Here is a 21401-nt window from a genome sequence, read left to right as displayed (position 1 = left end):
GCGCAAACCGGGGGTTACTGTAGGAGTCATGTCATGTCGTCAGGCGTGCGTCATCCTTTGCTGTCGATTGCGCCGGGCAAATTGCGCCCGACCCAGATGACGGTAGGCAGGGCCGAAGTGGCCGAAAAGCGGACCCAGTGGGAAAAGCTCGGCAAGAAGAAGCGCAAGGACATGCTCGCCGAACACTGGTTCCCGGGCGTGCTGGGCCCGAAGAATCAGGTTTACATCGTCGATCATCATCACCTCGGGCTCGCCCTGTTTGAAGAAGGCGTGAAAGAAGTGCCGGTGATGATTCAGCGCGACTTCTCGTGGCTGGAGCCGCCGGTGTTCTGGCACACGATGGAATTCAACCGCTGGGCGCATCCTTACGACCAACACGGCCAGCGGCAGGAATACGCCTCCATTCCGGTCAACCTCAAGGACATGGCCGACGATCCGTTCCGCACGCTTGCGGCGCGTGTGCGCATGGCGGGCGGATATTCCAAGGACGCCACGCCCTATTCGGAATTCCTGTGGGCCGATTTTTACCGGCGCAACATGAAGCTCAAGGACGGTCGCGTCACGCCGAAGGTCGTGCAGAACGCCTTGTTGTTCGCGCACGCGCATGACACGGCGTATCTACCGGGATGGACCGGCGTCATCATCCAATGAACGCCGCGCCCGCCGCGAGTTCCGTGCGCATCGCCGACCTGCTGGCGGGCCTGGCGATCGCGGGTTTACTGGTGCCCGAAGCGGTGGCGTATTCGGGCATTGCGGGCATGCCGCCGCAAGCGGGCGTCATCGCGCTGTTCGTCGGCCTGATCTGCTACGGGCTATTGGGGCGAAGCCGCTTTGCGATCGTGTCGTCCACGTCGTCATCCGCGGCCGTGCTGGCTGCGGGTACGTTGGCGCTGGCGGGCAACGATCTCGCCGCGCGCGTGGCGATCGGCGCCACGCTGGTGCTGTTCGGCGGCATCTGCTTTTTGATCGCGGGTGCCGCGCGTCTGGGAAGTCTGTCGCATCTGATCGCGCGTCCGGTGCTGCGCGGCTACACCTTCGGTTTGGCCATCGTGATCGCCTTGAAGCAACTGCCGAATCTGGGCGGCTGGCCGGGGCTGCACGGCGATTTCGTGCCTTTGCTGATGGCGGACCTGGTGCGTACGTCGAACCAGGTCCACCCGGTCACGCTGGTCACGGGATTGATGGCCCTTGCGCTGCTGTTTGTCTGCGAACGCGTACGCCGCTTGCCCGGCAGCTTGTTGGTCATCGCGCTGGGAGTGATCGCGTCAGGCTGGTTGTCCGCGCATGGCGTGCCGCTCACCGGCACCATCAATCTGCACATGGCGCTGGGCATGCCGACCTGGCCTGGCAGCGGGCAGTGGTTGCCAAGCGTCGAACTGGCGGCGGCATTGCTGCTGATTCTTTATGCGGAGTCGTACAGCTCGATCCGCGGCTTTGCGCTCAAGCACAACGATCCGGTGCAACCCAATCGCGACCTGCTGGTGCTCGGCGTTGCCAATGTGTTGTGCGGTTTGTTGCACGGCATGCCGGTCGGCGCGGGTTACTCGGGCACGTCGGCTAACGAAGCGGCTGGTGCGCAGTCGCGTTTGGCCGGCCTGGTCGCAGGCGCCAGCGTGTTGTTGATGGTGTTGCTGCTGTTGCGCTGGATCGAGCGGATTCCGGAGGCTGTCTTGGCCGCGATCGTGATTCATGCGGTAAGCAAGTCGTGGCGGCTGTCGGTATTTCGGCCGTATCTGCAGTGGAAGCGCGATCGTCTGCTGGCGTTGGCGGCCGTCGTCGCCGTGCTCTCGCTGGGCATTCTCAATGGCTTGCTGGTGGCGATCGCCTTCAGCCTGATCCTGTTGCTGCGTCAGCTCGCGGCGGCGCGGGTAAGCGTGCTCGGTCGTTTGGCCAACGGTCACGACTTCGTCGATATCGCCCAGCATCCCGATGCGGTGCAGCCACCGGCGACACTGATTCTGCGCCCGGAAGAGCCGCTCTTTTTCGCCAACGCCGAATCGGTGATGACGCTGGCGCGGCAGCAGGTCGAGCAACGCAAGGATCTGAAGCAGGTGATCCTGAGCCTGGAGGCTTCGCCGGACCTCGACAGCACCGCGCTGGAATCGCTCAGCGACTTTTCGGCCTGGTTGCAGTCGCGTGGCGTCGCCTTGCGCGTCGCACGCCTGAAGGACGACACCCGCGCCCTGCTGCTGCGCGCGGCGCTGCCCCAGCTTTCACCACAGGCACTTAGTTACTGGAGCGTCGAAGATGCCGTGTCGGCCTCCTCGGCGCCGTCTTCTACGGGGAATCGAGCGTAGTGAACACTGCAACGCGTATCGGGAGCATCGCCTTGGGCCTAGTGCTGACACTGCCTGCGTTGGCGCAACAGGGCGCCGATGCGCATTTCAAGCAGATTTATCAGCAGGAGTGGGCGTGGCGTACCGGCCAGGCCGGCATCAGCACATCCGGCGAGTCGCAGCCCAACAACGGGCGGCTCGATCAGGTCGACGCGAAAAGCCAGCAGCAGCGTCTCGACGAATGGCGCAAGGTGATGACGCAGCTCGATGCGATCGACATCAAGCAATTGTCGCCGGCCGAGCAGGTGAACTACGCGGTGTATCGCGAGCAGATCCGCAACTTCATCGCGGATCAGGAATTCAAGCAGTGGCAGATGCCGTTCAACAGCGACTCGGCGTTCTGGAGCGAGCTGGACGACGATCTCGAGAGCAACAACCTGCGCACTGAAGGCGACTTTCGCCGTTACGTGGATCGCCTGGGTCAGGTGCCTGCGTATTTCGATCAGCAGATCGCCAACATGCGCGCCGGTTTGCAGCGAGGCTTCAGCGTGCCGCGCGCGGTGCTCGCGGGCCGCGATGTATCGATCGCCTCGGTCGCCGACGTGAAAGACCCGACGCAAACCAGTTTCTACGCATCGCTGCAACACATGCCATCGACGATCCCCGCCGCCACCGCGGCAGCGATCCAGGCGGACGCGCGCGAGAAGATCAGCAGGGATGTCATTCCCGCCTACGCGAAGTTGTTGGCGTTCTTCCGCAACGAGTACGTGCCGCACGCGCGCAGCACGCTTGCGGCCGAAGCGCTGCCCGACGGCAAGGACTACTATCGCCAGCAGATTCGCGAATACACCACGCTCGATCTCGATCCGGACACCATCCACAAGATCGGCCTGGAGCAAGTAGAGAAAATCCACGCGCAAATGCTGCAGACGATGCAGCAAACCGGCTTCAAGGGCAGCTTCGCCGATTTCCTGCATTTCCTGCGCACCGATCCGCAGTTCTACGCCAAGACACCCGAGGAACTGCTCGACAAGAGCGCGTGGGTGGCCAAGGAAGTGGACGGGCAGGTCGGCAAGTTCTTCGGCCATCTGCCGCGCAAGCGCTTCACCATCGAGCCGGTGCCGGCGGATATCGCGCCGTACTACACCTCCGGGCGCGGCGGTCCGGACGTCTATCTGGTGAACACCTACGACCTGCCTTCGCGCCCGCTCTACAACATGCCGGCACTGACGCTGCACGAGTCGTATCCCGGTCATGCGCTGCAATTGGAACTGGCGGAAGAGGAACACGATCAACCCGCCTTCCGCCGCAACGGCTACATCTCCGCCTACGGTGAAGGTTGGGGCCTGTATTCGGAATATCTCGGCAACGAGATGGGCATCTACAAGACGCCCTATCAGCACTTCGGTTTTCTCACCTATCAGATGTGGCGTGCGTGTCGCCTTGTGGTCGACACCGGCATCCATCACCTCGGCTGGACGCGCCAGCAGGCGATCGATTACATGACGGAAAACACCGCGTTGTCCGACCGCGAGATCGCCAACGAAGTGGATCGCTACATCAGCTGGCCCGGGCAGGCGCTTTCGTATGAGCTTGGTTATCTCAAGCTGCTCGAGCTGCGCGCCAAGGCGGAGAAGGCGCTGGGACCGAAGTTCGACATCCGCGCTTTCCACGACACCGTGCTTTCGACGGGATCGGTTCCGCTGCCGGTGCTGGAGCAGCGCATCGATCGCTTCATCGTAGAAGGCGGGTCCGAGCCGGACTATGGAAAATAACGCCCCTGGCGCCTCTGACAGTTTTCTCTGAACCATGCATATCGCAATCGTCACGTTCGATGGATTCAATGAACTCGATTCTCTGATCGCTTTGGGCATTCTCAATCGAGTGAAGCGCCCGGATTGGCGGGTGTCACTGTGCTGTCCTGCGCAGTCTGTGACGTCGATGAGCGGCGTTGTGCTGCAAGCGCAGTCGAAGTTGAAAGAAGTGCGCGCTGCCGACGCCGTCGTTGTCGGCAGCGGCGCCAAAACACTAGATATTGCGCGTAACGCAGCACTCATGGATCAGCTCGACTTTGATCCGGCTCGGCAATTGGTCGGTGCTCAATGCTCCGGTGCGTGGTTGCTTGCGAAGCTTGGCCTGTTTCGAAACCAGCCGGCATGCACGGATGCCAAGTCCAGGCCCTGGTTGGAGGAGGCGGGCATCGAAGTGCTCGATCAGCCCTTTCACGCTAAGGCCAATCTCGCCACCGCCGGAGGCTGCTTGGCTTCGCAATACCTGGCCGCCTGGATCATCGCTCGTAGCGAAGGTCTGGAAGCGGCCAGGGAAGCTCTCCACTATGTCGCCCCAGTGGGCGAGAAAGACGACTATGTCGAACGGGCCATGAGCAACATCACGCCTTATCTGGCCTAGCGGGCTCGCCGCCCTTTCCCGGCCACTGGCGAAAACTTCACCAATGAAGTAGAATCAGCTCAAGCTTTATTGGAAGAGTTGGCCATGACAGCGAACGCCCTGCCCAGGACATCCCCGGCCGAAGACCTCGGCGGCCCTGCCCTGCGGACCTTTTTCAAGCTCGCCGACCAGTGGGATCTGCGCATCGCCGAACAGCGCAAGCTGCTTGGCGATCCGCCCGAATCCACCTTCTACAAGTGGAAGCGCCAGCAGGATGGCGTGCTGGGGCGCGATACGCTCGAACGCATCAGCTATCTGCTGGGCATCTACAAGGCGCTGCAGATCCTGTTTCCGGATGTCGCGCAGGCCGATGCATGGCTGCGCAAACCCAACCAGTCGGCGCTGTTCGGCGGGCATAGCGCGCTGGATCGCATGTTGTCGGGCAACGTGTCCGACTTGTTCGTGGTGCGGCAGTACCTGGACGCGCAACGCGGCTGGAACTGAGCCACCGAAGGGTGCCCGTTGTCGCAATCGTCGAGAACGCGCTGCGGCAGTATGTGAGGCGAACAGGGAAGAACAACACGGCGCGGTCCGTGCCAAGGATTTCGCATGCCCAACGACACGCCTCCTATTCGACGCATCCGCTGGACCCAGGCCTACCGCATCGTGCCAAGCCGGTTTCCGCCGGCGGGCTTGTTCGATCGCATCGCCGATCCGGTCGACCTGGACGCGGTGTTTGCGATCGAGGCGCTGACCAATCCGCGCCTGCGCGAGGAAGCGAACACCATGCAGCTGGTGCCGCGCGAACGTCGCATCAGCGGCCCGGGCTCGACGCCGGTGATGGCGGCGTTCACGCATCTCAATCCGGAAGGCAGCCGCTTTTCCGACGGCACGTGGGGCGTGTTTTATGCGGCGCGCGCCGTCATCACCGCGGTTGAGGAAACCGTCTATCACCGCGAGCGTTTTCTCGCCGCAACCTCGGAGCCGGCGTGCGAGATCGAAATGCGCTGCTATCGCACCAGCGTCGACTGCAAACTGCATGATCTGCGTGGCGGATGGCCCGAGGCGCACGACCCGGACAGTTATGTCGCAAGCGTGAAACTCGCGCGCTCGCTACGCGCGGAAGGTTCCAACGGCATCGTCTACGACAGCGTGCGTCAACGCGGCGGCGAATGCCTGGCCGCGTTCTATCCCGATGTCGTGGCGCCCTGTGTGCAAGCCCAGCATCTGATTTATCGCTGGGATGGCAAGCGCATTGCGAAAGTGCTTGAAGTGAACGAGTTGAAGCGCGACTGAGACAGTACAGGTCTTCCTGCACTGGTCCGCACCTTGCAAAACCGGACAATGGCGGCGGTTGGATGACCTGTCCGGAGTCGCATCGATGCGATACGCAGTATGGCTGGCCTCTCTCATCATGCTTGGCGCGTATGCGACCAGCGCATGTTCGGCGTCGGTCGAACCTGTCCAGACTGTTTCGATAAGCCTTGGTCATTCGGTTGTTGCGTTGAACGGTCCCTGGCGATTCAAGACCGGTGACGACCTTCGCTGGGCTTCGCCGGATATCGACGACAGTCAATGGGAGACGGTCGATCTCACGCCGGCCCCTGGTGCTCACGATGCCGACGTCGGACTTCCTGGTTACGTACCCGGATGGAGCATGCGCGGGCATTCCGGATACATCGGCTACGCGTGGTATCGCACGAGGGTGACCGTCGATGGCGATAAAGATGCGCGACTCGCGCTGGCGGGGCCCACCGATGTGGATACGACGTATCAGCTCTATGCCGACGGAAAACTGCTGGGCGGCCCGGGCGTGTTTTCCGGCAAGACACCGACGGTGTACAGCGTGCAGCCGACGGTTTTTCCGTTACCTGTGGCGCCGGTGAACGGGACGCACACGTATCTCATCGCATTGCGCGTATGGATGGATCCCAGCGATGCGGGCGACGAGAACGGGGGCATTCACATAGCGCCATCGATCGGCGATGCGGACGGCATCGATCTTCTGAATCAGGTGCAATGGCTACAGACCTTCAAGGGTTATGTGGTCGACGCGATGGAACCGCTGGCTTTTGTGCTGCTCGCGATCATCGCAGCTGCGTTGATGGTGCGCCGCTCCAGCGACTCTTATCGCTGGCTTGTCGCCGCGCTTCTCCTGACTGCATGGCTGCGCGCCAACCAGGTGCTCTTCTTCTGGACGCATGTGGAGAGCCTGCATGCCTACGATGTGATAACCGCGGTTCTGCTCGTTCCTTTGGCGTTGGCGACATGGACGCTGGCGTGGCGCGACTGGTTCGGTGTGGATAAACGTCCATGGCTGCGCCACGTGTTGGTAGCGCTGACGATCATCTACATGCTGTTGTCGTTGATCGGGCGTCCGTGGTTCGCATCGGAGGCAACGCGTGGGTTGAAGGACGTAGCCAACGCGCTTGTCGACTATGTCCGTTTGATCGACGCGGCGCTGTATCTATGGACCATCGGGCGCGGCTTGATCGGGCGATTCCGGTTGTCGGCTTGTCTTGCAGCGTTCGCTGCGGTGCTTGTCGGGGTTGGTCTGTTCGCGGCGGAGCTCAGTAAGCTCGGCGTCCAAGGCATATGGTTTCCCTACGGGACTGGCGTATCGCGCACGCAATTCGCATACGCAGGTTTCATCGCTGTTTTATTTGCGCTGCTTCTGATGCGATTTGCCGCATACGCCAGAGTGAGGCTCTGCCGATGAGTGCATGGTTCTGATCGGTGAGGACTCGCTTCAAGCGAATACGCCGGACTATGATCGGACGAGGGGATACGCGCGTGACGATCTACGGCACGATTGCCACGCATCCCGCAGTCGTCCATTAGGGTCATGCCCGGGAGCGTCATGAAAATCCTGCTATCGCTGTTGTTCGCATGCGTGCCATGCATGGTTTGCGCTGCCGAAACCAGCCACCAGTACTGGGAACCTGCCATCGAGGCATTCGAAGCGTCCGATCGCGCGAGTCCGCCACCGCAAGGCGCAGTGCTTTTCATCGGCAGTTCGTCGATCGAGCATTGGAAATCCGTCGCCGCGGATTTTCCGGAAGTGAAGGTGATCAATCGCGGCTTCGGCGGATCGGAGCTGGGCGATTCCACGTATTTCGCCGATCGCATCGTGGCGCCCTATCACCCGCGTGCCATCGTGCTATATGCCGGTGACAACGATTTATGGGATGGCCGCAGTCCGCAGCAGGTGCGCGACGAATTCGCGGCGTTCGTGAGCAAGGTGCGCTCGGAAGATCCCGGCGTGTCGATTGCCTTCGTGTCCATCAAGCCCAGCATGGCGCGCAAGATGCTGCTGGCGAAGATCGAGGAAGCCAACGCGCGGGTGCGCGAATACGCGGCGACTCAAAAAGGCGTGACGTTCATCGACACCTTCACGCCCATGCTGGGACCCGATGGCCAGCCGCAGTCCAAGTGGTTCGTGCAGGATGGCCTGCACATGAACCGCTCAGGTTATGAGCTGTGGATCGGCATCATCAAGCCGTGGGTGGATGCGCACGCCCGCTGATCTAGTTTTCCACGCCGTCATTTCGGCGCAGGCCGGAATCCAGTAGCGACAACCGTTGAAAGTGCCGTCACGGATCAAGTGTGAGGACGCTGGATTCCGGCCTGCGCCGGAATGACGAAAATCAGGCGTCGGCGTTTTGCGCGAACCCTTCGCGCGTACCACGCGTGAACACGCGGTCGCTGTCGAGCACATCGGCCGCCGCATGCGCAGGCAGTTCTTTCAGCTTGGCGTAGATCGGCGTGAAATCCGGCCGCGTCGCTTCGAACAGCTGCTCGAAGCTGTCGATCACGAAATACGTCTGCTGATAGGTATCGATGCGATAACGCGCACTCATCACGCGCTCCAGCCCGAAACCGATCCGGTTCGGAGCGGGCGAATCCAGGCTATAAATCGATTCGCCTTTCGAGCTGACGATGCCTGCGCCATAGATGCGCATGCCTTCGTCGGTATTGATCAGGCCGAATTCCACCGTGTACCAGTAGAGGCGCGTGAGGTTCATCAGCGCTTCGGGACCGATGCCGAAGGCCTTCATGCCGCCGCGTCCATAAGCCTGCATGTAGTCGGCGAAGATCGGATTGAGTAGCAGCGGCACGTGGCCGAACAGGTCGTGGAACAGGTCGGGCTCGCTCAGGTAGTCGAGCTGATCCGGCTTGCGGATCCACCAGCTCACCGGAAAGCGGCGATTGGCGAGGTGATCGAAAAACACCTCGTCCGGCAACAGGCCTTCGACTGCCACGAGCTCCCAGCCGGTGGTCTTGCCCAGCACCTTGTTGAGGTCGGCGAATTTCGGAATGCCGCCGTCGCCGAGGCCGAAGCGCTCCACGCCGGCCAGGAATTCCTTGCAGGCGCGCGCCGGCAGCAACTCGCGCTGGCGCTTGAACAGCGTGTCCCAGACCTCGTGATCGGTACGGGTATAGCTCGACCAGGGCTGTTCCACGACACCCGTGGCGTAGACCGGGATGTAACCGCGATCGGTCTGCTGGTGCTCAACGCGGCGGGGGGTGTCGTTTTCCATGGGAGCTCCGGCGTGATCCCGGTAAAAGGTGTCGGGATGTTCTGCAAAAGCATACGGCCGAACCCGCACAAAGTGGTTGTTTTATTGTTGACTTTGCCCGCTTGTGTGCAATATTCAACCTAATAAATGTGATTCTGTGAAGGAATCGTGCATTGACAGAACTCGATCGCACCGATCTGCGCATGCTCGCCACCCTCCAGGCCGAAGGGCGCATTACCAACGCCGAGCTGGCTGAGCGCATCAACCTTTCACCCTCCGCCTGCCTCCGCCGACTTCAGCGATTGGAAACGGAGGGCGTGATCAGTGGCTATGCGGCGCAGATCAATCCCCAGGCTGTCGGCCTGGGTCTGCAAGCCTTCGTGCGCGTGCAGCTGGCCCGGCATGAAGGCGCCGAGATCGAGCGCTTCGTGCAGCGCCTGGCGGGCTGGGACGAGGTGGTGGCCTGCCATGCGCTCACCGGCGACATGGACTACCTGATGCACATCTACGTCGCCGATCTGGAGCATTTCTCGCGCTTCCTGCTCGATCAGCTGCTGAATGACGCCGCGGTGGCCGATGTCAATTCCAGCTTTGTCCTGCGTACTGTAAAACGCTCACCGTCGCTCCCGCTGCAGCAACTAGAGCGTTAGCCGATCGAAAACGTTAAAATGATGTACTGATGAGTATCGAAGCCGTTTCTGCCCCGGACCGGGACCTGCTGCGCCCCCTGCGTTACCTGTGGCGCATACCGCTGCTGCTGCTGCACATCGTGCTCGGCATTTTTTTGTGCGGGTTCATCCTTACCTGGAATCGCCATAGGGTGATGAAGAACGGCCGCGAGCCGTTCACCCATCGCATGATCCGCGCGTGGTCCACCGGACTGATGCGCATCTTCGGCCTGCGATCCGTACGCGTCGGGCAGCCCTTGTCCGATGCCGCGCTGTTCGTGGCCAACCACACGTCCTGGATCGACATCGAGCTGCTGCACAGCCAGCGCGCGGCGTGTTTCGTCGCCAAGGCGGAAATCGCCAGCTGGCCGCTGGTCGGCTGGCTGGCGGCCAGCGGCGGCACGATCTTCCATCGCCGCGGCAGCAATCACTCGCTGGCGTCGGTGATGCAGGTGATGGTGGACCGCATGCGCGAAGGCCGCTCGGTCGCCGTGTTCCCCGAAGGCGGTACCGGTCACAACGGTGTGCTGAAGGTGTTCCACGCACGCATTTTCCAGGCGGCGCTGGATGCGGAAGTGCCGGTGCAGCCGGTGGCGCTGCGTTTCGCCCGCGACGGCAAGCGGCAGGTCGATGCCGGTTTCCGCGAGGACGAAAACTTCATGCAGAACTTCCTGCGCCTGCTGGGCGGTCCGGCGATGGATGCCGAAGTGCATTTCCTGGAACCCGTGCCCACCCATCCGGACGGCCGGCGCCGCATGGCGGAGCTGGCGCGCGAGCGCATTGCCATAGCGCTGGAGGACCGCGCCGGATGACTTTGCCGTCAGGGCGGGATTTCCGCCCGCCTTGGCCGCTCACCAGTGGCCACATCCAGACGATGCTCTCTTCCAGCGGCGTGCGTCGCACGCTGCTGCCGCGTCGCGCTTATCGGGTGCTGGAAGGTGCGGAGCCGGCGACGATCGACGGCGGCGACGGCGTACGCTTGACCGGCGCCTACACCGCACAAAAAACACAGGCCGAGTCGCGCGGCCTGGCCGTGCTGTTCCACGGCTGGGAAGGCAGCGTCGATTCCACCTACGTGCTGCAGACGGGAAGCCGTCTTCTTGACGATGGCTGGGACGTCTTCCGCCTCAATTTCCGCGACCATGGCGACAGCCATGCGCTCAACGAAGCGCTGTTTCATTCGTGCCGCGTCGATGAAGTCGTGCATGCGGTGGGCGACATCGCGCGGCGTTGGCCGTCGCGGTGCGTGGCGCTGGCGGGTTTCTCGCTGGGCGGCAATTTTGCGTTGCGCGTGGCGCTGCGCGCGCCCGCCACGGGCATTCCGCTGAACTATGCGCTGGCGGTCTGTCCGATCATCGATCCGGGCGAAGGCCTGTTCTCGCTGGAAGAAACCGCGCCGTGGTTTTACCAGGCGTACTTCATGAACAAGTGGCGGCATTCGTTGCGCGCCAAGCAGGCCGCGTTCCCGCATCGCGAATATTTCGAGCTGCAGGAGTTGAGGCAGAACCTGCGTGGCCTCACCGAAGCGCTGGTGCTGCGCCACACCGACTTCGGTTCGCTGCAGGCCTATCTGGATGGCTATTCGGTGGCGGGTCGCGCGCTCGCCGACATGCAGATTCCGGCCACCATCCTCACCGCGCGCGACGATCCGGTGATTCCTGTCGATGCCTTCGAAAAGCTGGAATTGCCGAATCATGTGGAGCTGGATATCGCCACCTACGGCGGCCATTGCGGCTTTATCCGCGGTTGGGACATGACAAGTTTCTGCGATGACTACATCGCCGCGCGTTTCAACGCACTCGCCGGGGGCTCATCGCCCATCGCATGATGCCGAAAGCGAAGGTCGTGCGCGCAACGCGCTATCATTGAGCGCATCCCCCGGCCCACACCGCCCATGCGCTCAGCCCGTGTCGTCATCAACACGATTGGTTCGCTCGGCGATCTGTTTCCATTTCTGTCGATAGGGCACGCACTGCACGCGCGCGGGCATCACGTCACGGTGGCAACGCTCGACCTGCATCGCGCCGCCGTGGAACAGGCGGGTTTGCGCTTCGTCAACGCGAGTGCGATGCCGCAACCGGACAACGTTGCGGAATTCACCGAGCGCGTTTTCCATCCGGTGCGCGGCCCGCGTCTGCTGATACGCGACCTCGCCGGTGCCGACGTGCGCGAGAGTTATGCGCGCTTGCAGGTCATCTGCAAGGATGCCGATGTGCTCGTCACCTCGACCTTGGCGTTCGCGGGCCAGATTCTCGGCGAAACGCTAGGAGCCGCCGGGCGGTTGCGCTGGGTATCGGCGGTACTGACGCCGTGCAATCTTCTTTCCGTCTTCGAACCGCCCATCGTGGGCGTACCCTGGATGGATGCCCTCACGCGCGGTCCGCTGCGAGGCAAGCGACTGCTGCAGCATTTGACGTTGATGAGACTGCGAAACTGGACCGGTCCGGTCCGTGCCTTTCGGCGCGAACTCGGTCTGCGCCCCGAGTCGATACTGGGCAATCCGCTGCAGCACGGGCAGCATTCACCCGATTGCGCGCTTGCCCTGTTTTCGCCGCTGCTTGGATCGCGACAGCCGGATTGGCCGTCCCAGGTGCGCATCACCGGTTTCGCCCACTACGCACAACCGGGTGCGAAGCTCGACGGCAAATTGGAAGCCTTTTTGCACGATGGAACGCCGCCACTGGTGTTCACGCTGGGCTCGAGCGCCGTACACATCGGGGCGAACTTCTTGCATGAAAGCTTGAAAGCATGCGAGCGACTGGGACGTCGTGCGGTGCTCTTCACCGGCTCGCCCGAGATGCGCGCGAAGCTGCCAGCCTCGCTGCCTTCCTTCGCACACGCTGTCGAGTACGCGCCACACGCGGCCGTGTTCCCGCATGCCGCGGCCATCATTCATCACGGCGGCATCGGCACCAGCACCGAAGCGCTGCGCGCGGGCCGGCCGATGCTCGTGGTGCCACATGGCTTCGACCAATACGACAACGCAGAGCGCCTCAAGCGTCTGGGTGTGGCGCATGCCATTGCGTCGCGCGAATACAGCTGCAAAACGGTCACGCCGTTGCTCAAAGATTTACTCGAAGACTCCCGTTACGGCCACCACGCATGGCGTTGCGCCGAATCCGTACGTGCGGAACACGGTGAACGTGTCGCCGCCGACCTGATCGAAGCGCAACTGCGCGAACGCTTCTGAAGTTGCTGATCTTTTCGGTTGCATGACGGGTCGAGCGCTGGCCGCTGCGCCGGCGTTCTTCAGCGAACCATGCCAACAGGCACCCCTCCCGATGTGACTTCCTGCAGGTGGACGCGGCCCGGCTTGCGCGTAAGTTCCGCGCCATTGCTCTCACTTTCGAAACGCCAGGACCTTGTAGGAGAGTCGAAATGGAACGTCGCACGGCCATACCCGCATTATTCGCGTTGGCGCTGACTGCGCCGGCTTTCGCTGCCACGCTTCCGCAGGATGGCGACATCGTGAAGGGTTCCTCGCATCCAGGTTGCGATCGCATCGATGCGAAGGGCTGCGTGGAACAGGCGATCGAAGCGATGGGCGGGCGGCGACGGCTCGCCGATATCCATAGCGCGAGCTACGAAACCGTCGGACACACCGTGCTATCGGAACAGTCGTACCGGCAGCAACCATTCATCACCGCTTACGAGCGCGACAACGTGACGGTGGATTTCGACAAGCAGCGCGTCGTGCGCGATGTGCATCTCACCTGGCCCGAATCCGATCCTCACACTGCGGACATCGACGTCACGTTGATCGCCACGTTGCAAGGCGGCGTCTATCACAGCAAGCAGGGCGATTCACCGTGCTCGCTGGCGGATCTGGACGATACGAACGACGCGCTCACGCTCGGGCCGGAGCGCTTGCTGCTGAATGCTGCCACAGCGGGCGACCTGCACTACGCACCATCGCAATGGCTGCGCGCGACGCCCCACAGCGTGGTTGAATTCACCTGGCAGGGCGTACCGGTGAAAGTGTTGCTCAACGCCTACAACCACCTGCCCGACGCGCTGGAGCGCACGCGCACCTTCAAGGATTTCTGGTACGCATGGGGCGATGTCGACCAACGCATCTATTTCGACAACTGGCACGTAGTGCAGGGCGTGGTGTTTCCAACCAATCGCATCGATCAGCGCAACGGCCTGTGGTACGCGTCCACGCAAGTGATCGATCCTGCGTTCAACGTCGCCATCGATGACAAGCTGTTCGCGATGGATGCTGCTGTTGCCGCCAAGAGCGCGCAATCGAAAGGATGGAATCGCCTATTCAGCGACAAGAAGCATGTGCAGCTCGCGCCGGGTATAGAGCTCTACCAGGGATCGTGGAACACTACGCTGATCAGGCAGGACGATGGCGTGCTGGTATTGGAAGCTCCCATTTCAGGCAGCTACGTGCAAGGCATTCTGGCCAAGGTGCGCAGCGAATATCCGGGCGTGCCGATCAAGGGCGTGCTCAGCACCTCCGATTCGTGGCCGCACATGGCCGGCGTGCGGCAGGCGGTGGCCGAAGGCTTGCCGGTGTACGCACTCGATCTCAACAAGCCGCTATTGGATCGGCTGGTCGGCGCGCCGCATCGCCTTCAGCCGGACGACTTGCAGTGGCATCCCAAGACGCCGCACTGGATTACGGTCGGCGATCGCGTGGAGATCGGCGCAGGCGCCAATCGCGTGGTGCTGTATCCGCTGCGCGGCGCGTCGACCGAACGGCAATACATGGTCTACTTCCCGCAATACAAGCTGCTCTATGCCAGCGACACGCTTGCGTTGAACGCCGACAACACGCTTTACGATCCCGATCTGATGCATGAAGTGATGCAAGCGGTGGCGCGCGAACATCTGGACGTCCAAACGGTGTATGCGATGCACCAGGGTCCCACGCCGTGGGTGGACGTTAAGCGCATGGTCGATCAGGCGGTGGCGCCGGCCGGCGGCAGCAAGTCCACCGGCTGAATCGGTGCCGGCGGCGTTCAATCCGCCGGTACGCAGCGTCCGTTGGCCCATGCGCGCAGCGCGGCGACCTGCTCGTGCATCAGCACGGATAGCGGCCTGGTGGAGTGCAGGGCATTGATCAGCATCGCCTGGTCGAGTGCCGCGCCGTTGCCACCGGCATCGTAGAGCGCGCTTACCACGGCCTGCTCGATTTCCGCGCCCGAGAAGCCGTCGCTGGCTTCCGCCAGCGCATTCAGATCGAACGATTCGACCGCGAGCTTGCGGCGCTTCAGATGCAAGGCGAAGATCGCCGCGCGCACTTCCAGGCGCGGCAGGTCGACGAAAAAGATTTCGTCGAAGCGTCCCTTGCGCAGCAGTTCCGCCGGCAGTTCGTTCACCGCGTTGGCGGTGGCGACCACGAACACCTTGGATTTGCGCTCGGCCATCCAGGTCAGCAAATAGCCCAGCACGCGCCGCGATACGCCGCCATCGTCGCCGCCGCCGCTCGCCAGGCCTTTTTCGATCTCGTCGATCCACAGCACGCACGGTGCCAGCGTTTCGCAACTGGCGAGCGCTTCGCGCAAATTCTTTTCCGTTTCGCCCTGGTACTTGTCGTAGAGCGAACCGAAATCCAATCGAATGAGCGGCACGCCGAAACCGCCCGCGACGGCTTTCGCCGCGAGACTCTTGCCGCAACCCTGCACGCCCAGCAGCAGCACGCCCTTGGGCGGATCGAGGGCGGGTTGCGGGTTGGGATCGAGGAACACCGCGCGCCGGCGCTGCACCCAGTCGCGCACGTGGCTGACCCCGGCGATGTCAGCGAAGCTTGCCGTGGCGTATTCGTAATGCAGCAGGCCCGAGCGATTGAGCAGGTCGAACTTGGCCTGCATCAGTTCGGGCAGGTCGTTGGCGTTGAGCGCGCCGTCGTTGTAGATCAGCTTGCGCACGATGCGACGCGCATCCTGCGCGGTCAGGCCGACCAGGTTGCGCACGATGGTGCGCGCAGCGTCGTTGTCCACTTCGAGCTTGCGATTATTTTCGCGTTGCCAGGCTGCGGCTTCGCCGCGCAGGATGCCGGCCAGTTCCTTGAGGTCCGGCAGCGAGAGCGGCACCCGCGTGGCCATGGCATCGAGTTCCTGCGGCAGCTCTACCTTGGCGCCAATCAGCACCAGGGTGTGTGCGGCCGAATGATCGCGCTGCACGATTTCGCGCATTTGCCGCAGCGTCATGGGGTATTGCAGGCAGGGCTGGAAATCGAACAGCAGGTAGATGCCGCGTTGCTCGGCGTTGCGGATGGCGGTCAGCGTGGCCGTGGCATCCGGCGGAATTTCCAGCGTGCGCGGGCCGTTGAAATCCAGTCGCTGCAGACCTTCGGTAAACGTCCACCGCCAAAGCGGGTGGAGCGCCTGGGCAATCACATGCTGAAAGCAGTCGATCACCCGTTGTTCGTCTACCGTCTCGATCACCAGCAAGGGTGTCGCGGCACGCACCAGCGTGCTCAGGTCTTCCAGCTCGGCCATGCTTCCTCCTGCAAGACCGCTACATTAGCAGGGCTGTCACGACCGGATCATGGCGGCCGGGGTAAGGTTCGCCGTCAGGCTGCAGCAAGCCCCGGCTTGCGCACCTTCGCGCGAGTCCCCACGTTGGATGACTCCCCCGACCACTCCCAAGGAAATTTCCATGCAGCTACGCAGCGACAACTTCCAGCACGGCAAGCCGATCCCGCCAGAGTTCGCGTTCGGCAAGGCCGGCCAGCCGATGGCGTTGTCGGACAACCGCAATCCGCATCTGGCCTGGAAGGGTGCGCCCGCGGGCACCCGTTCGTTCGTGCTCGCCTGCATCGACACCGATGTGCCCAGCAAACCGGACGACGTCAACAAGGAAGGGCGCACCGTGCCGGCCGATCTGCCGCGCGTGGAGTTCGCGCACTGGTTGATGGCCAATATTCCCGCCGAGTGCGGCGAACTGGCCGATGGCTCCTGCAGCGACGACATTACGCCGCGCGGCAAGCAACAGCCGTTCGGTCCGCCCGGCAGTGTTCAGGGCGTGAATGACTACACCGGCTGGTTCGCCGGCGACCCCGCCATGGGCGGTACGTATCTCGGATACGACGGCCCGTGCCCGCCGTGGAACGACAGCATCGTGCACCACTATCACTTCCACGTTTACGCGCTCGACGCGGAACGCCTGGCGCTGAAGCCCGGCTTCACGCTCTCGGACCTGCGCGCGGCGATGGCGGGGCATGTGCTGGCCGAAGCCGTGCTCACCGGCACGTACAGCCTCAATCCGAAAGTGCCGGCCTGAGATCGTCGCGCACCTTCACGCCCAGAGGGCATGGAATGTGGCACATGGAATGCGGGGCGCGCGTGGCGTCGCCCCGGTTTCATGAGGATCGCTGCCATGCTCCATTACGCCCTGGTTTTCCTGGTTATCGCCGTTATCGCCGCGCTACTGGGTTTTACCGGTATTGCCGGTACCGCAGCATGGATCGCCAAGGTGCTGTTCGTGCTGTTCCTGATCCTGGCCGTGGTTGCTTTCCTGCGGCGTGCTAGCTGAACGACGGGGGCGACGGTTCAGCCAACCGGGCCATAAAACGCTAGAGTGAACACTCTGCCATCGGAGAACGTCATGAACAAAGAAGTCCAGGCGCAGGAGAACGGTGCTCAGGGGCGCATTGACCAGGGCGCCGAACGCATCAAGCAAGCCACATCCGAGGCGGTGGCCAGCAGCAAGGAAAAATTCGATCGCGCTGCGGACCATGTCGAGGAAAGCCTGCATCGCGCGACCGACAAGGCGGCCCATGCCGCCAATCGCACCACCGACAAAGTGGCCGAGGCCAAGGAGCGCGGTCGCGTCGCGTACGACCATGCCAAGGATCGTGCCGACGAGTGGCTGGACGAAGTCCGCGACTACGTGCGCGAAAAGCCCGTGCAGGCGGTCGCCATCGCGCTTGGCGCGGGCTGGCTGCTCGGCCGCATTCTTCGTCGTTGATCCTGACGAATTAGGCACGGGGGCGGGCGATGCACGATTCCGTGCGCGATGACGAAACGGCTGGGCGTTCCGAATCACCCGGCGCGCCGCCGCCGAGCGGCCTGCTCGAGGAACTCGGAGCGCTCGCGCGCGCGGTGCGCAGCCTGTTCGGCGCGCAGTTGCAGTTGCTTGCCGCCGAGCTCGGCCTCGCGCGCAGCGCCATCTCCTGGCTGCTCGCCGCGGGCCTGGTCGCCACCGTGACCGGCGTCGGTTTCGGTCTCACGGTACTGGCGCTGATCGGGCTGCTGCTGGCCAAGTGGCTGCATTCTTTGATCTTCGCGTTCGCCGTGCTGGCCGTGCTGGAGGCGCTCTTCCTGTTCGGCGCGATCATGCTGTTCCGCCGCTGCATGCACTGGATGAGCCTGCCCGCCACGCGGGAGGAATGGCATGCGATCATGCACGACACCCTGCAGAAGGCCGAGCAGGACATCGATGCCGGCGAAAAGCCGGGATCAGAAGGGGTGAAGCAGCTATGAGCCTGTCCAAGCAGATCGAGAAGGTCAACAAGGCCCGCCAGCGCGTGGCCATGCATCGCGATGAACTGGCCGTGCCGGCAGCGTCGCTGTTGTTGCGCGGCTATCGGCATCCTCTTACGACCATGGGCGCGGCGGCCGGTGCGGGTTTCGTGCTGGGCAGCCTGGGTGTCGGCGCGATGCGCGTACCGGGACTGTCATCGCTGCTGAGCGGCGGCATCGCGGAAATCGTGGCGCAGGGGACGCGCCTGATCACCGAACTGGGCATGGACGATAGCGGCAACGATACCGACGACAGCGACAACGCATGAGCACCACGCAACCCACCGTGTCGACTGGCGATGTGCCGGTGGTCGGCGCCGCGCACGGGACTGGGTTGGCGCACTCGCCCGAATCCGCGGCAGTCACCAAGCAGGTCAAGCAGGCGACGCAAGGTGTGTACCGATTGCGCAAACATCTGCGCGCGATCCGCATGATGCTCAACGCGCTGCTGATCCTCGCCCTGCTCTACACCGTGACGATCGTGCGCGAATTGCTCATACCGTTGGTGCTGGCGGCTTTTATCGGCCTGGCCCTCAATCCGATTGTTGCAGCCGGTGCACGGCATCGCATTCCGCGCTGGCTCGGCGCTAGCGTGCTGATGATTTCGCTGATCGCCGGGCTGGGAACCGGGGTGAGCATGCTCACCCAGCCGGCGGTCGGCTGGTTTCATAACGCGCCATCCGTGATTCGCACCTTCGGCACAAAACTCGAACATATAACGCAGCCGCTGGAAGCGGCCAATCGCGCGACGCAAACACTGGTCAACAACGGGCATCCGGTTCGCGCGCAAACCGGGCAGAATCCGGCCGATGTGGCGATCAGCATCTGGGATGTGCTGGCCAACGCGCCAAAAGTGCTGGCGGCCATTCTTACCGTGCTGCTGCTGGTGTTTTTCTTCTTGATCTACGGCGATCTTTTGCTGCGAAGGCTGGTCGAAATCGCGCCGAACTTCGGCTACAAGCGCCACGCGGTGTCGATTGTGCGCGGCATTCAGTCGGAAGTGTCGCGCTACATCCTCACCACGGTGGTGATCAACGTGACGCTGGGCATGACCACGGCGGGCATGCTGTTCCTGCTGCATATGCCCGATGCCTTGCTGTGGGGCACCGTGGCGATGCTCGCGAACTTCATTCCGTACCTCGGAGCCATCGTCACCACGACCACCTTGCTGCTGGTGGGTTTGATTCACTTCGACGACTTGCCGCACGCCTTGCTGCCGGCCTTGTGCTTTGCGGCGATTACCGCGGTCGAAGGTAACTTGATCACGCCGATGATCCTCGGGCGACGCATGCGCATCAGCCCGATTGCGATCCTGATCTGGTTGCTCGTCTGGGGTTGGTTGTGGGGTGTTCCCGGCGCACTGCTGGCGGTGCCGATGTTGACGAGCGCGAAGTTGATCGCCGAACGCGTGCGCGGGTGGGAGTGGTTTGCGCGGATGGTGCAGCGCTGAGGCGGGTGCCCACCATCAACATGCCTCAACGTACACGCTTGTCACTGACCAGCCGCGCCGTTGTAAAGCGTCTCGGCGCAGGCCGGAATCCAGTGTCCTCTCGCTTGATTCGTGAGGATACATACAACCGTTGTCGTTACTGGATTCCGGCCTGCGCCGGAATGACGATGAGGGACTAATGTGTAGTGGCGACGGAATTGGCGACTTGCGTGCAAGTGACGTCGTTGCATGCCTGCCAACCGCCACCGAGCGCTTTGTAAAGCGAAACGGCGCGCGTATCGATGGCCGTTTCCGACTGCGCCAGATCATCTTCCGCCGCCAGCTGCACGCGTTCCGCATCCAGCAGTTCGAGATACCCGGTGGCACCTTCCTGATAGCGAATGCGTGCAAGATCCGCAGCTCGCTTGCTCTGCTCGCTCTGCGCGATCAACTGTTCGATACGCGCATGTTCGGCGTTGTAACCCACCACCGCGTTGTCGACATCCTCGATGGCCGACAGCACCGTGCGCTGGTAGTTGGCCTCGGCCGCATCGGCGCGCGCTTCGCTGGCGTGCAGGTTGGAGCGCACGCGCTCCACATTCAGGCCGTTCCAGGTGATGCTGGGTCCGAACGAGAACGCACGCGAGGCCGGGCCGCCAAAGTCGTTGCTGCGCCCGGCCAGAAAGCCGACGAAACCGCCCAGCGAAAGGTGCGGAAAGAAATCCGCCTTGGCCACGCCGATACGCGCCGTCGCCGCCGCGTACTGCCGCTCAGCGATACGCACATCCGGACGACGCGACAGCGCGTCGCCCGCGTCGCCCATCGGCAACGCGGTGGCGATGGGCTTGAACGTTGTCGGCGAAACATCGACATCCAGCTCGCCGGGACGCTCGCCAAGCAACGCCGCGAGGCGATACTCGTACGCGTGCTCCTGTGCGTCGAACACCGGCAACTGCGCCTTGGCGGCACTCAGCTGCGCGCTGGCGCTCGCCACATCCTGCTCCGACGCAGTACCGATCTGCGCACGCGCCTGAATCAGCTTCAGCGTATCTTCCTGATTGGCGATATTGCGCTGGGTGATGGCCAAACGTTCCTGCGTGCCGCGCAGTTCGAAATAGTTGCGCGCTACTTCGGCGAACAGGCTGACCTGCGCATCTTGCAGCGACGCTTCGCTCGCGCCGAGATCGGCGCGAGCCGCCTCGACTGAACGACGCACGCCGCCGAAGATATCCACTTCCCACGATGCGTCGAAGCCCGCCTGGTAGGTGGTGATCGGTACGCGCTGCGTGGTGAAGCCGGGCTGCTGTTCGAGCGCACGGCTATAGGAGACATCCGTGCTGATCGTCGGAATCTGGTCGGCTTTGGCAGTACCCAGCAGCGCACGCGATTCGTTCAAGCGCGCCACCGCGATGCGCAGGTCGAGACTGCCTTTCGCCGAGCGCTGGATCAGCGCATCGAGCACAGGGTCGTTGAATTGCTTCCACCACGTGGCCTGGAACTGCGCGGCGCTTTCGCGCGCCGCGTCGATGCCTTGCACATTCGCCGCGGGTTTCGCGGGTGTCTTGTAGTCCGGCCCCACGCTGACGCATCCGGCCAGCGCGAGTGCGGCGAACAGGGTGGTGTTACGAAGAAAACGTGTCATC

22 protein-coding genes are annotated in these 21401 nt (G+C 62.9%); 19 read left to right on the top strand and 3 right to left on the bottom strand.

Going from position 1 to position 21401, the window contains the following annotated elements; all coding sequences use genetic code 11:
• The first annotated feature begins 33 nt into the window (after positions 1 to 33).
• The 8 genes from DWU99_RS17485 (at position 34) to DWU99_RS17450 (ending at position 8190) form a co-directional block, all read left to right on the top strand.
• The gene (locus DWU99_RS17485; RefSeq protein ID WP_115479362.1) at positions 34 to 651 is read left to right on the top strand and encodes a ParB-like protein; all 618 of its coding nucleotides are present in this window, start codon (positions 34 to 36) and stop codon (positions 649 to 651) included.
• A complete protein-coding gene (locus DWU99_RS17480) occupies positions 648 to 2297 on the top strand; it encodes a SulP family inorganic anion transporter (RefSeq protein ID WP_233511203.1) in 1650 nt (549 codons plus the stop codon). Before DWU99_RS17485 ends, DWU99_RS17480 begins: the two co-directional genes overlap by 4 nt.
• The gene (locus DWU99_RS17475) at positions 2297 to 4051 is read left to right on the top strand and encodes a DUF885 domain-containing protein (RefSeq protein ID WP_115479360.1); all 1755 of its coding nucleotides are present in this window, start codon (positions 2297 to 2299) and stop codon (positions 4049 to 4051) included. The genes DWU99_RS17480 and DWU99_RS17475 overlap by 1 nt, the downstream gene beginning before the upstream one ends.
• 34 nt (positions 4052 to 4085) lie before the next feature.
• Positions 4086 to 4685: a DJ-1/PfpI family protein gene (locus DWU99_RS17470; protein WP_115479359.1), complete on the top strand. Its 600-nt coding sequence runs from the start codon at positions 4086 to 4088 to the stop codon at positions 4683 to 4685.
• 84 nt (positions 4686 to 4769) lie between these two features.
• Complete coding sequence (locus tag DWU99_RS17465; RefSeq protein WP_115479358.1) at positions 4770 to 5168, top strand: MbcA/ParS/Xre antitoxin family protein; 399 nt, start codon at positions 4770 to 4772, stop codon at positions 5166 to 5168.
• A 105-nt stretch (positions 5169 to 5273) separates the two neighbouring features.
• Complete coding sequence (locus tag DWU99_RS17460; protein WP_115479357.1) at positions 5274 to 5960, top strand: RES family NAD+ phosphorylase; 687 nt, start codon at positions 5274 to 5276, stop codon at positions 5958 to 5960.
• 85 nt (positions 5961 to 6045) lie between these two features.
• Entirely contained in the window at positions 6046 to 7383 is a 1338-nt protein-coding gene (locus tag DWU99_RS17455) for a glycoside hydrolase (RefSeq protein WP_115479356.1), read from the top strand.
• A gap of 141 nt (positions 7384 to 7524) precedes the next feature.
• The gene (locus DWU99_RS17450) at positions 7525 to 8190 is read left to right on the top strand and encodes an SGNH/GDSL hydrolase family protein (protein ID WP_233511202.1); all 666 of its coding nucleotides are present in this window, start codon (positions 7525 to 7527) and stop codon (positions 8188 to 8190) included.
• Positions 8191 to 8311: 121 nt separating this feature from the next.
• Here the strand turns inward: DWU99_RS17450 and phhA are convergent, their stop codons facing one another.
• Positions 8312 to 9205, bottom strand: coding sequence for a phenylalanine 4-monooxygenase (gene phhA, locus DWU99_RS17445; protein ID WP_115479354.1), 894 nt, complete (start codon positions 9203 to 9205; stop codon positions 8312 to 8314).
• 152 nt (positions 9206 to 9357) lie between these two features.
• Here phhA and DWU99_RS17440 point away from each other — a divergent pair, with 152 nt between their 5' ends.
• From DWU99_RS17440 to DWU99_RS17420, 5 genes are all read left to right on the top strand, one after another.
• On the top strand, positions 9358 to 9834 hold the full coding sequence (locus tag DWU99_RS17440; protein WP_115479353.1) for an Lrp/AsnC family transcriptional regulator: 477 nt from the start codon (positions 9358 to 9360) through the stop codon (positions 9832 to 9834).
• 29 nt (positions 9835 to 9863) lie between these two features.
• A complete protein-coding gene (locus DWU99_RS17435) occupies positions 9864 to 10664 on the top strand; it encodes a lysophospholipid acyltransferase family protein (protein WP_115479352.1) in 801 nt (266 codons plus the stop codon).
• Positions 10661 to 11680 (top strand): YheT family hydrolase, encoded by a 1020-nt coding sequence (locus DWU99_RS17430; protein ID WP_115479351.1) that lies wholly within the window; start codon positions 10661 to 10663, stop codon positions 11678 to 11680. The genes DWU99_RS17435 and DWU99_RS17430 overlap by 4 nt, the downstream gene beginning before the upstream one ends.
• A 66-nt stretch (positions 11681 to 11746) precedes the next feature.
• Positions 11747 to 13042, top strand: coding sequence for a glycosyltransferase (locus DWU99_RS17425; protein WP_115479350.1), 1296 nt, complete (start codon positions 11747 to 11749; stop codon positions 13040 to 13042).
• A gap of 188 nt (positions 13043 to 13230) precedes the next feature.
• Positions 13231 to 14805 (top strand): MBL fold metallo-hydrolase, encoded by a 1575-nt coding sequence (locus DWU99_RS17420; protein ID WP_115479349.1) that lies wholly within the window; start codon positions 13231 to 13233, stop codon positions 14803 to 14805.
• 17 nt (positions 14806 to 14822) lie between these two features.
• Here the strand turns inward: DWU99_RS17420 and DWU99_RS17415 are convergent, their stop codons facing one another.
• On the bottom strand, positions 14823 to 16304 hold the full coding sequence (locus DWU99_RS17415; RefSeq protein WP_115479348.1) for an AAA family ATPase: 1482 nt from the start codon (positions 16302 to 16304) through the stop codon (positions 14823 to 14825).
• A gap of 160 nt (positions 16305 to 16464) precedes the next feature.
• On the opposite strand from DWU99_RS17415, the gene DWU99_RS17410 reads away from it, so the two are divergent.
• From DWU99_RS17410 to DWU99_RS17385, 6 genes are all read left to right on the top strand, one after another.
• Positions 16465 to 17088, top strand: coding sequence for a YbhB/YbcL family Raf kinase inhibitor-like protein (locus tag DWU99_RS17410; RefSeq protein WP_115479347.1), 624 nt, complete (start codon positions 16465 to 16467; stop codon positions 17086 to 17088).
• A 96-nt stretch (positions 17089 to 17184) separates the two neighbouring features.
• The gene (locus DWU99_RS17405; protein WP_115479438.1) at positions 17185 to 17340 is read left to right on the top strand and encodes a DUF1328 domain-containing protein; all 156 of its coding nucleotides are present in this window, start codon (positions 17185 to 17187) and stop codon (positions 17338 to 17340) included.
• A gap of 72 nt (positions 17341 to 17412) precedes the next feature.
• Positions 17413 to 17775, top strand: a complete 363-nt coding sequence (locus DWU99_RS17400) for an ElaB/YgaM/YqjD family protein (protein WP_115479346.1) — start codon at positions 17413 to 17415, stop codon at positions 17773 to 17775.
• 29 nt (positions 17776 to 17804) lie between these two features.
• Positions 17805 to 18290 (top strand): ABC transporter ATP-binding protein, encoded by a 486-nt coding sequence (locus DWU99_RS17395; RefSeq protein WP_115479345.1) that lies wholly within the window; start codon positions 17805 to 17807, stop codon positions 18288 to 18290.
• Complete coding sequence (locus DWU99_RS17390; RefSeq protein WP_115479344.1) at positions 18287 to 18598, top strand: hypothetical protein; 312 nt, start codon at positions 18287 to 18289, stop codon at positions 18596 to 18598. The genes DWU99_RS17395 and DWU99_RS17390 overlap by 4 nt, the downstream gene beginning before the upstream one ends.
• Entirely contained in the window at positions 18595 to 19779 is a 1185-nt protein-coding gene (locus DWU99_RS17385) for an AI-2E family transporter (RefSeq protein WP_115479343.1), read from the top strand. Before DWU99_RS17390 ends, DWU99_RS17385 begins: the two co-directional genes overlap by 4 nt.
• Before the next feature lie 175 nt (positions 19780 to 19954).
• Here DWU99_RS17385 and DWU99_RS17380 read toward each other — a convergent pair whose 3' ends face one another.
• Positions 19955 to 21400, bottom strand: coding sequence for an efflux transporter outer membrane subunit (locus tag DWU99_RS17380; RefSeq protein ID WP_115479342.1), 1446 nt, complete (start codon positions 21398 to 21400; stop codon positions 19955 to 19957).
• Position 21401 lies beyond the last annotated feature (1 nt).

It is taken from the genome of Dyella psychrodurans (genome assembly GCF_003363265.1).
Lineage (GTDB): Bacteria > Pseudomonadota > Gammaproteobacteria > Xanthomonadales > Rhodanobacteraceae > Dyella_B > Dyella_B psychrodurans.
The sequence above is the reverse complement of the archived record's forward strand: the minus strand, read 5'-3'. Positions and strand labels throughout refer to the sequence as shown.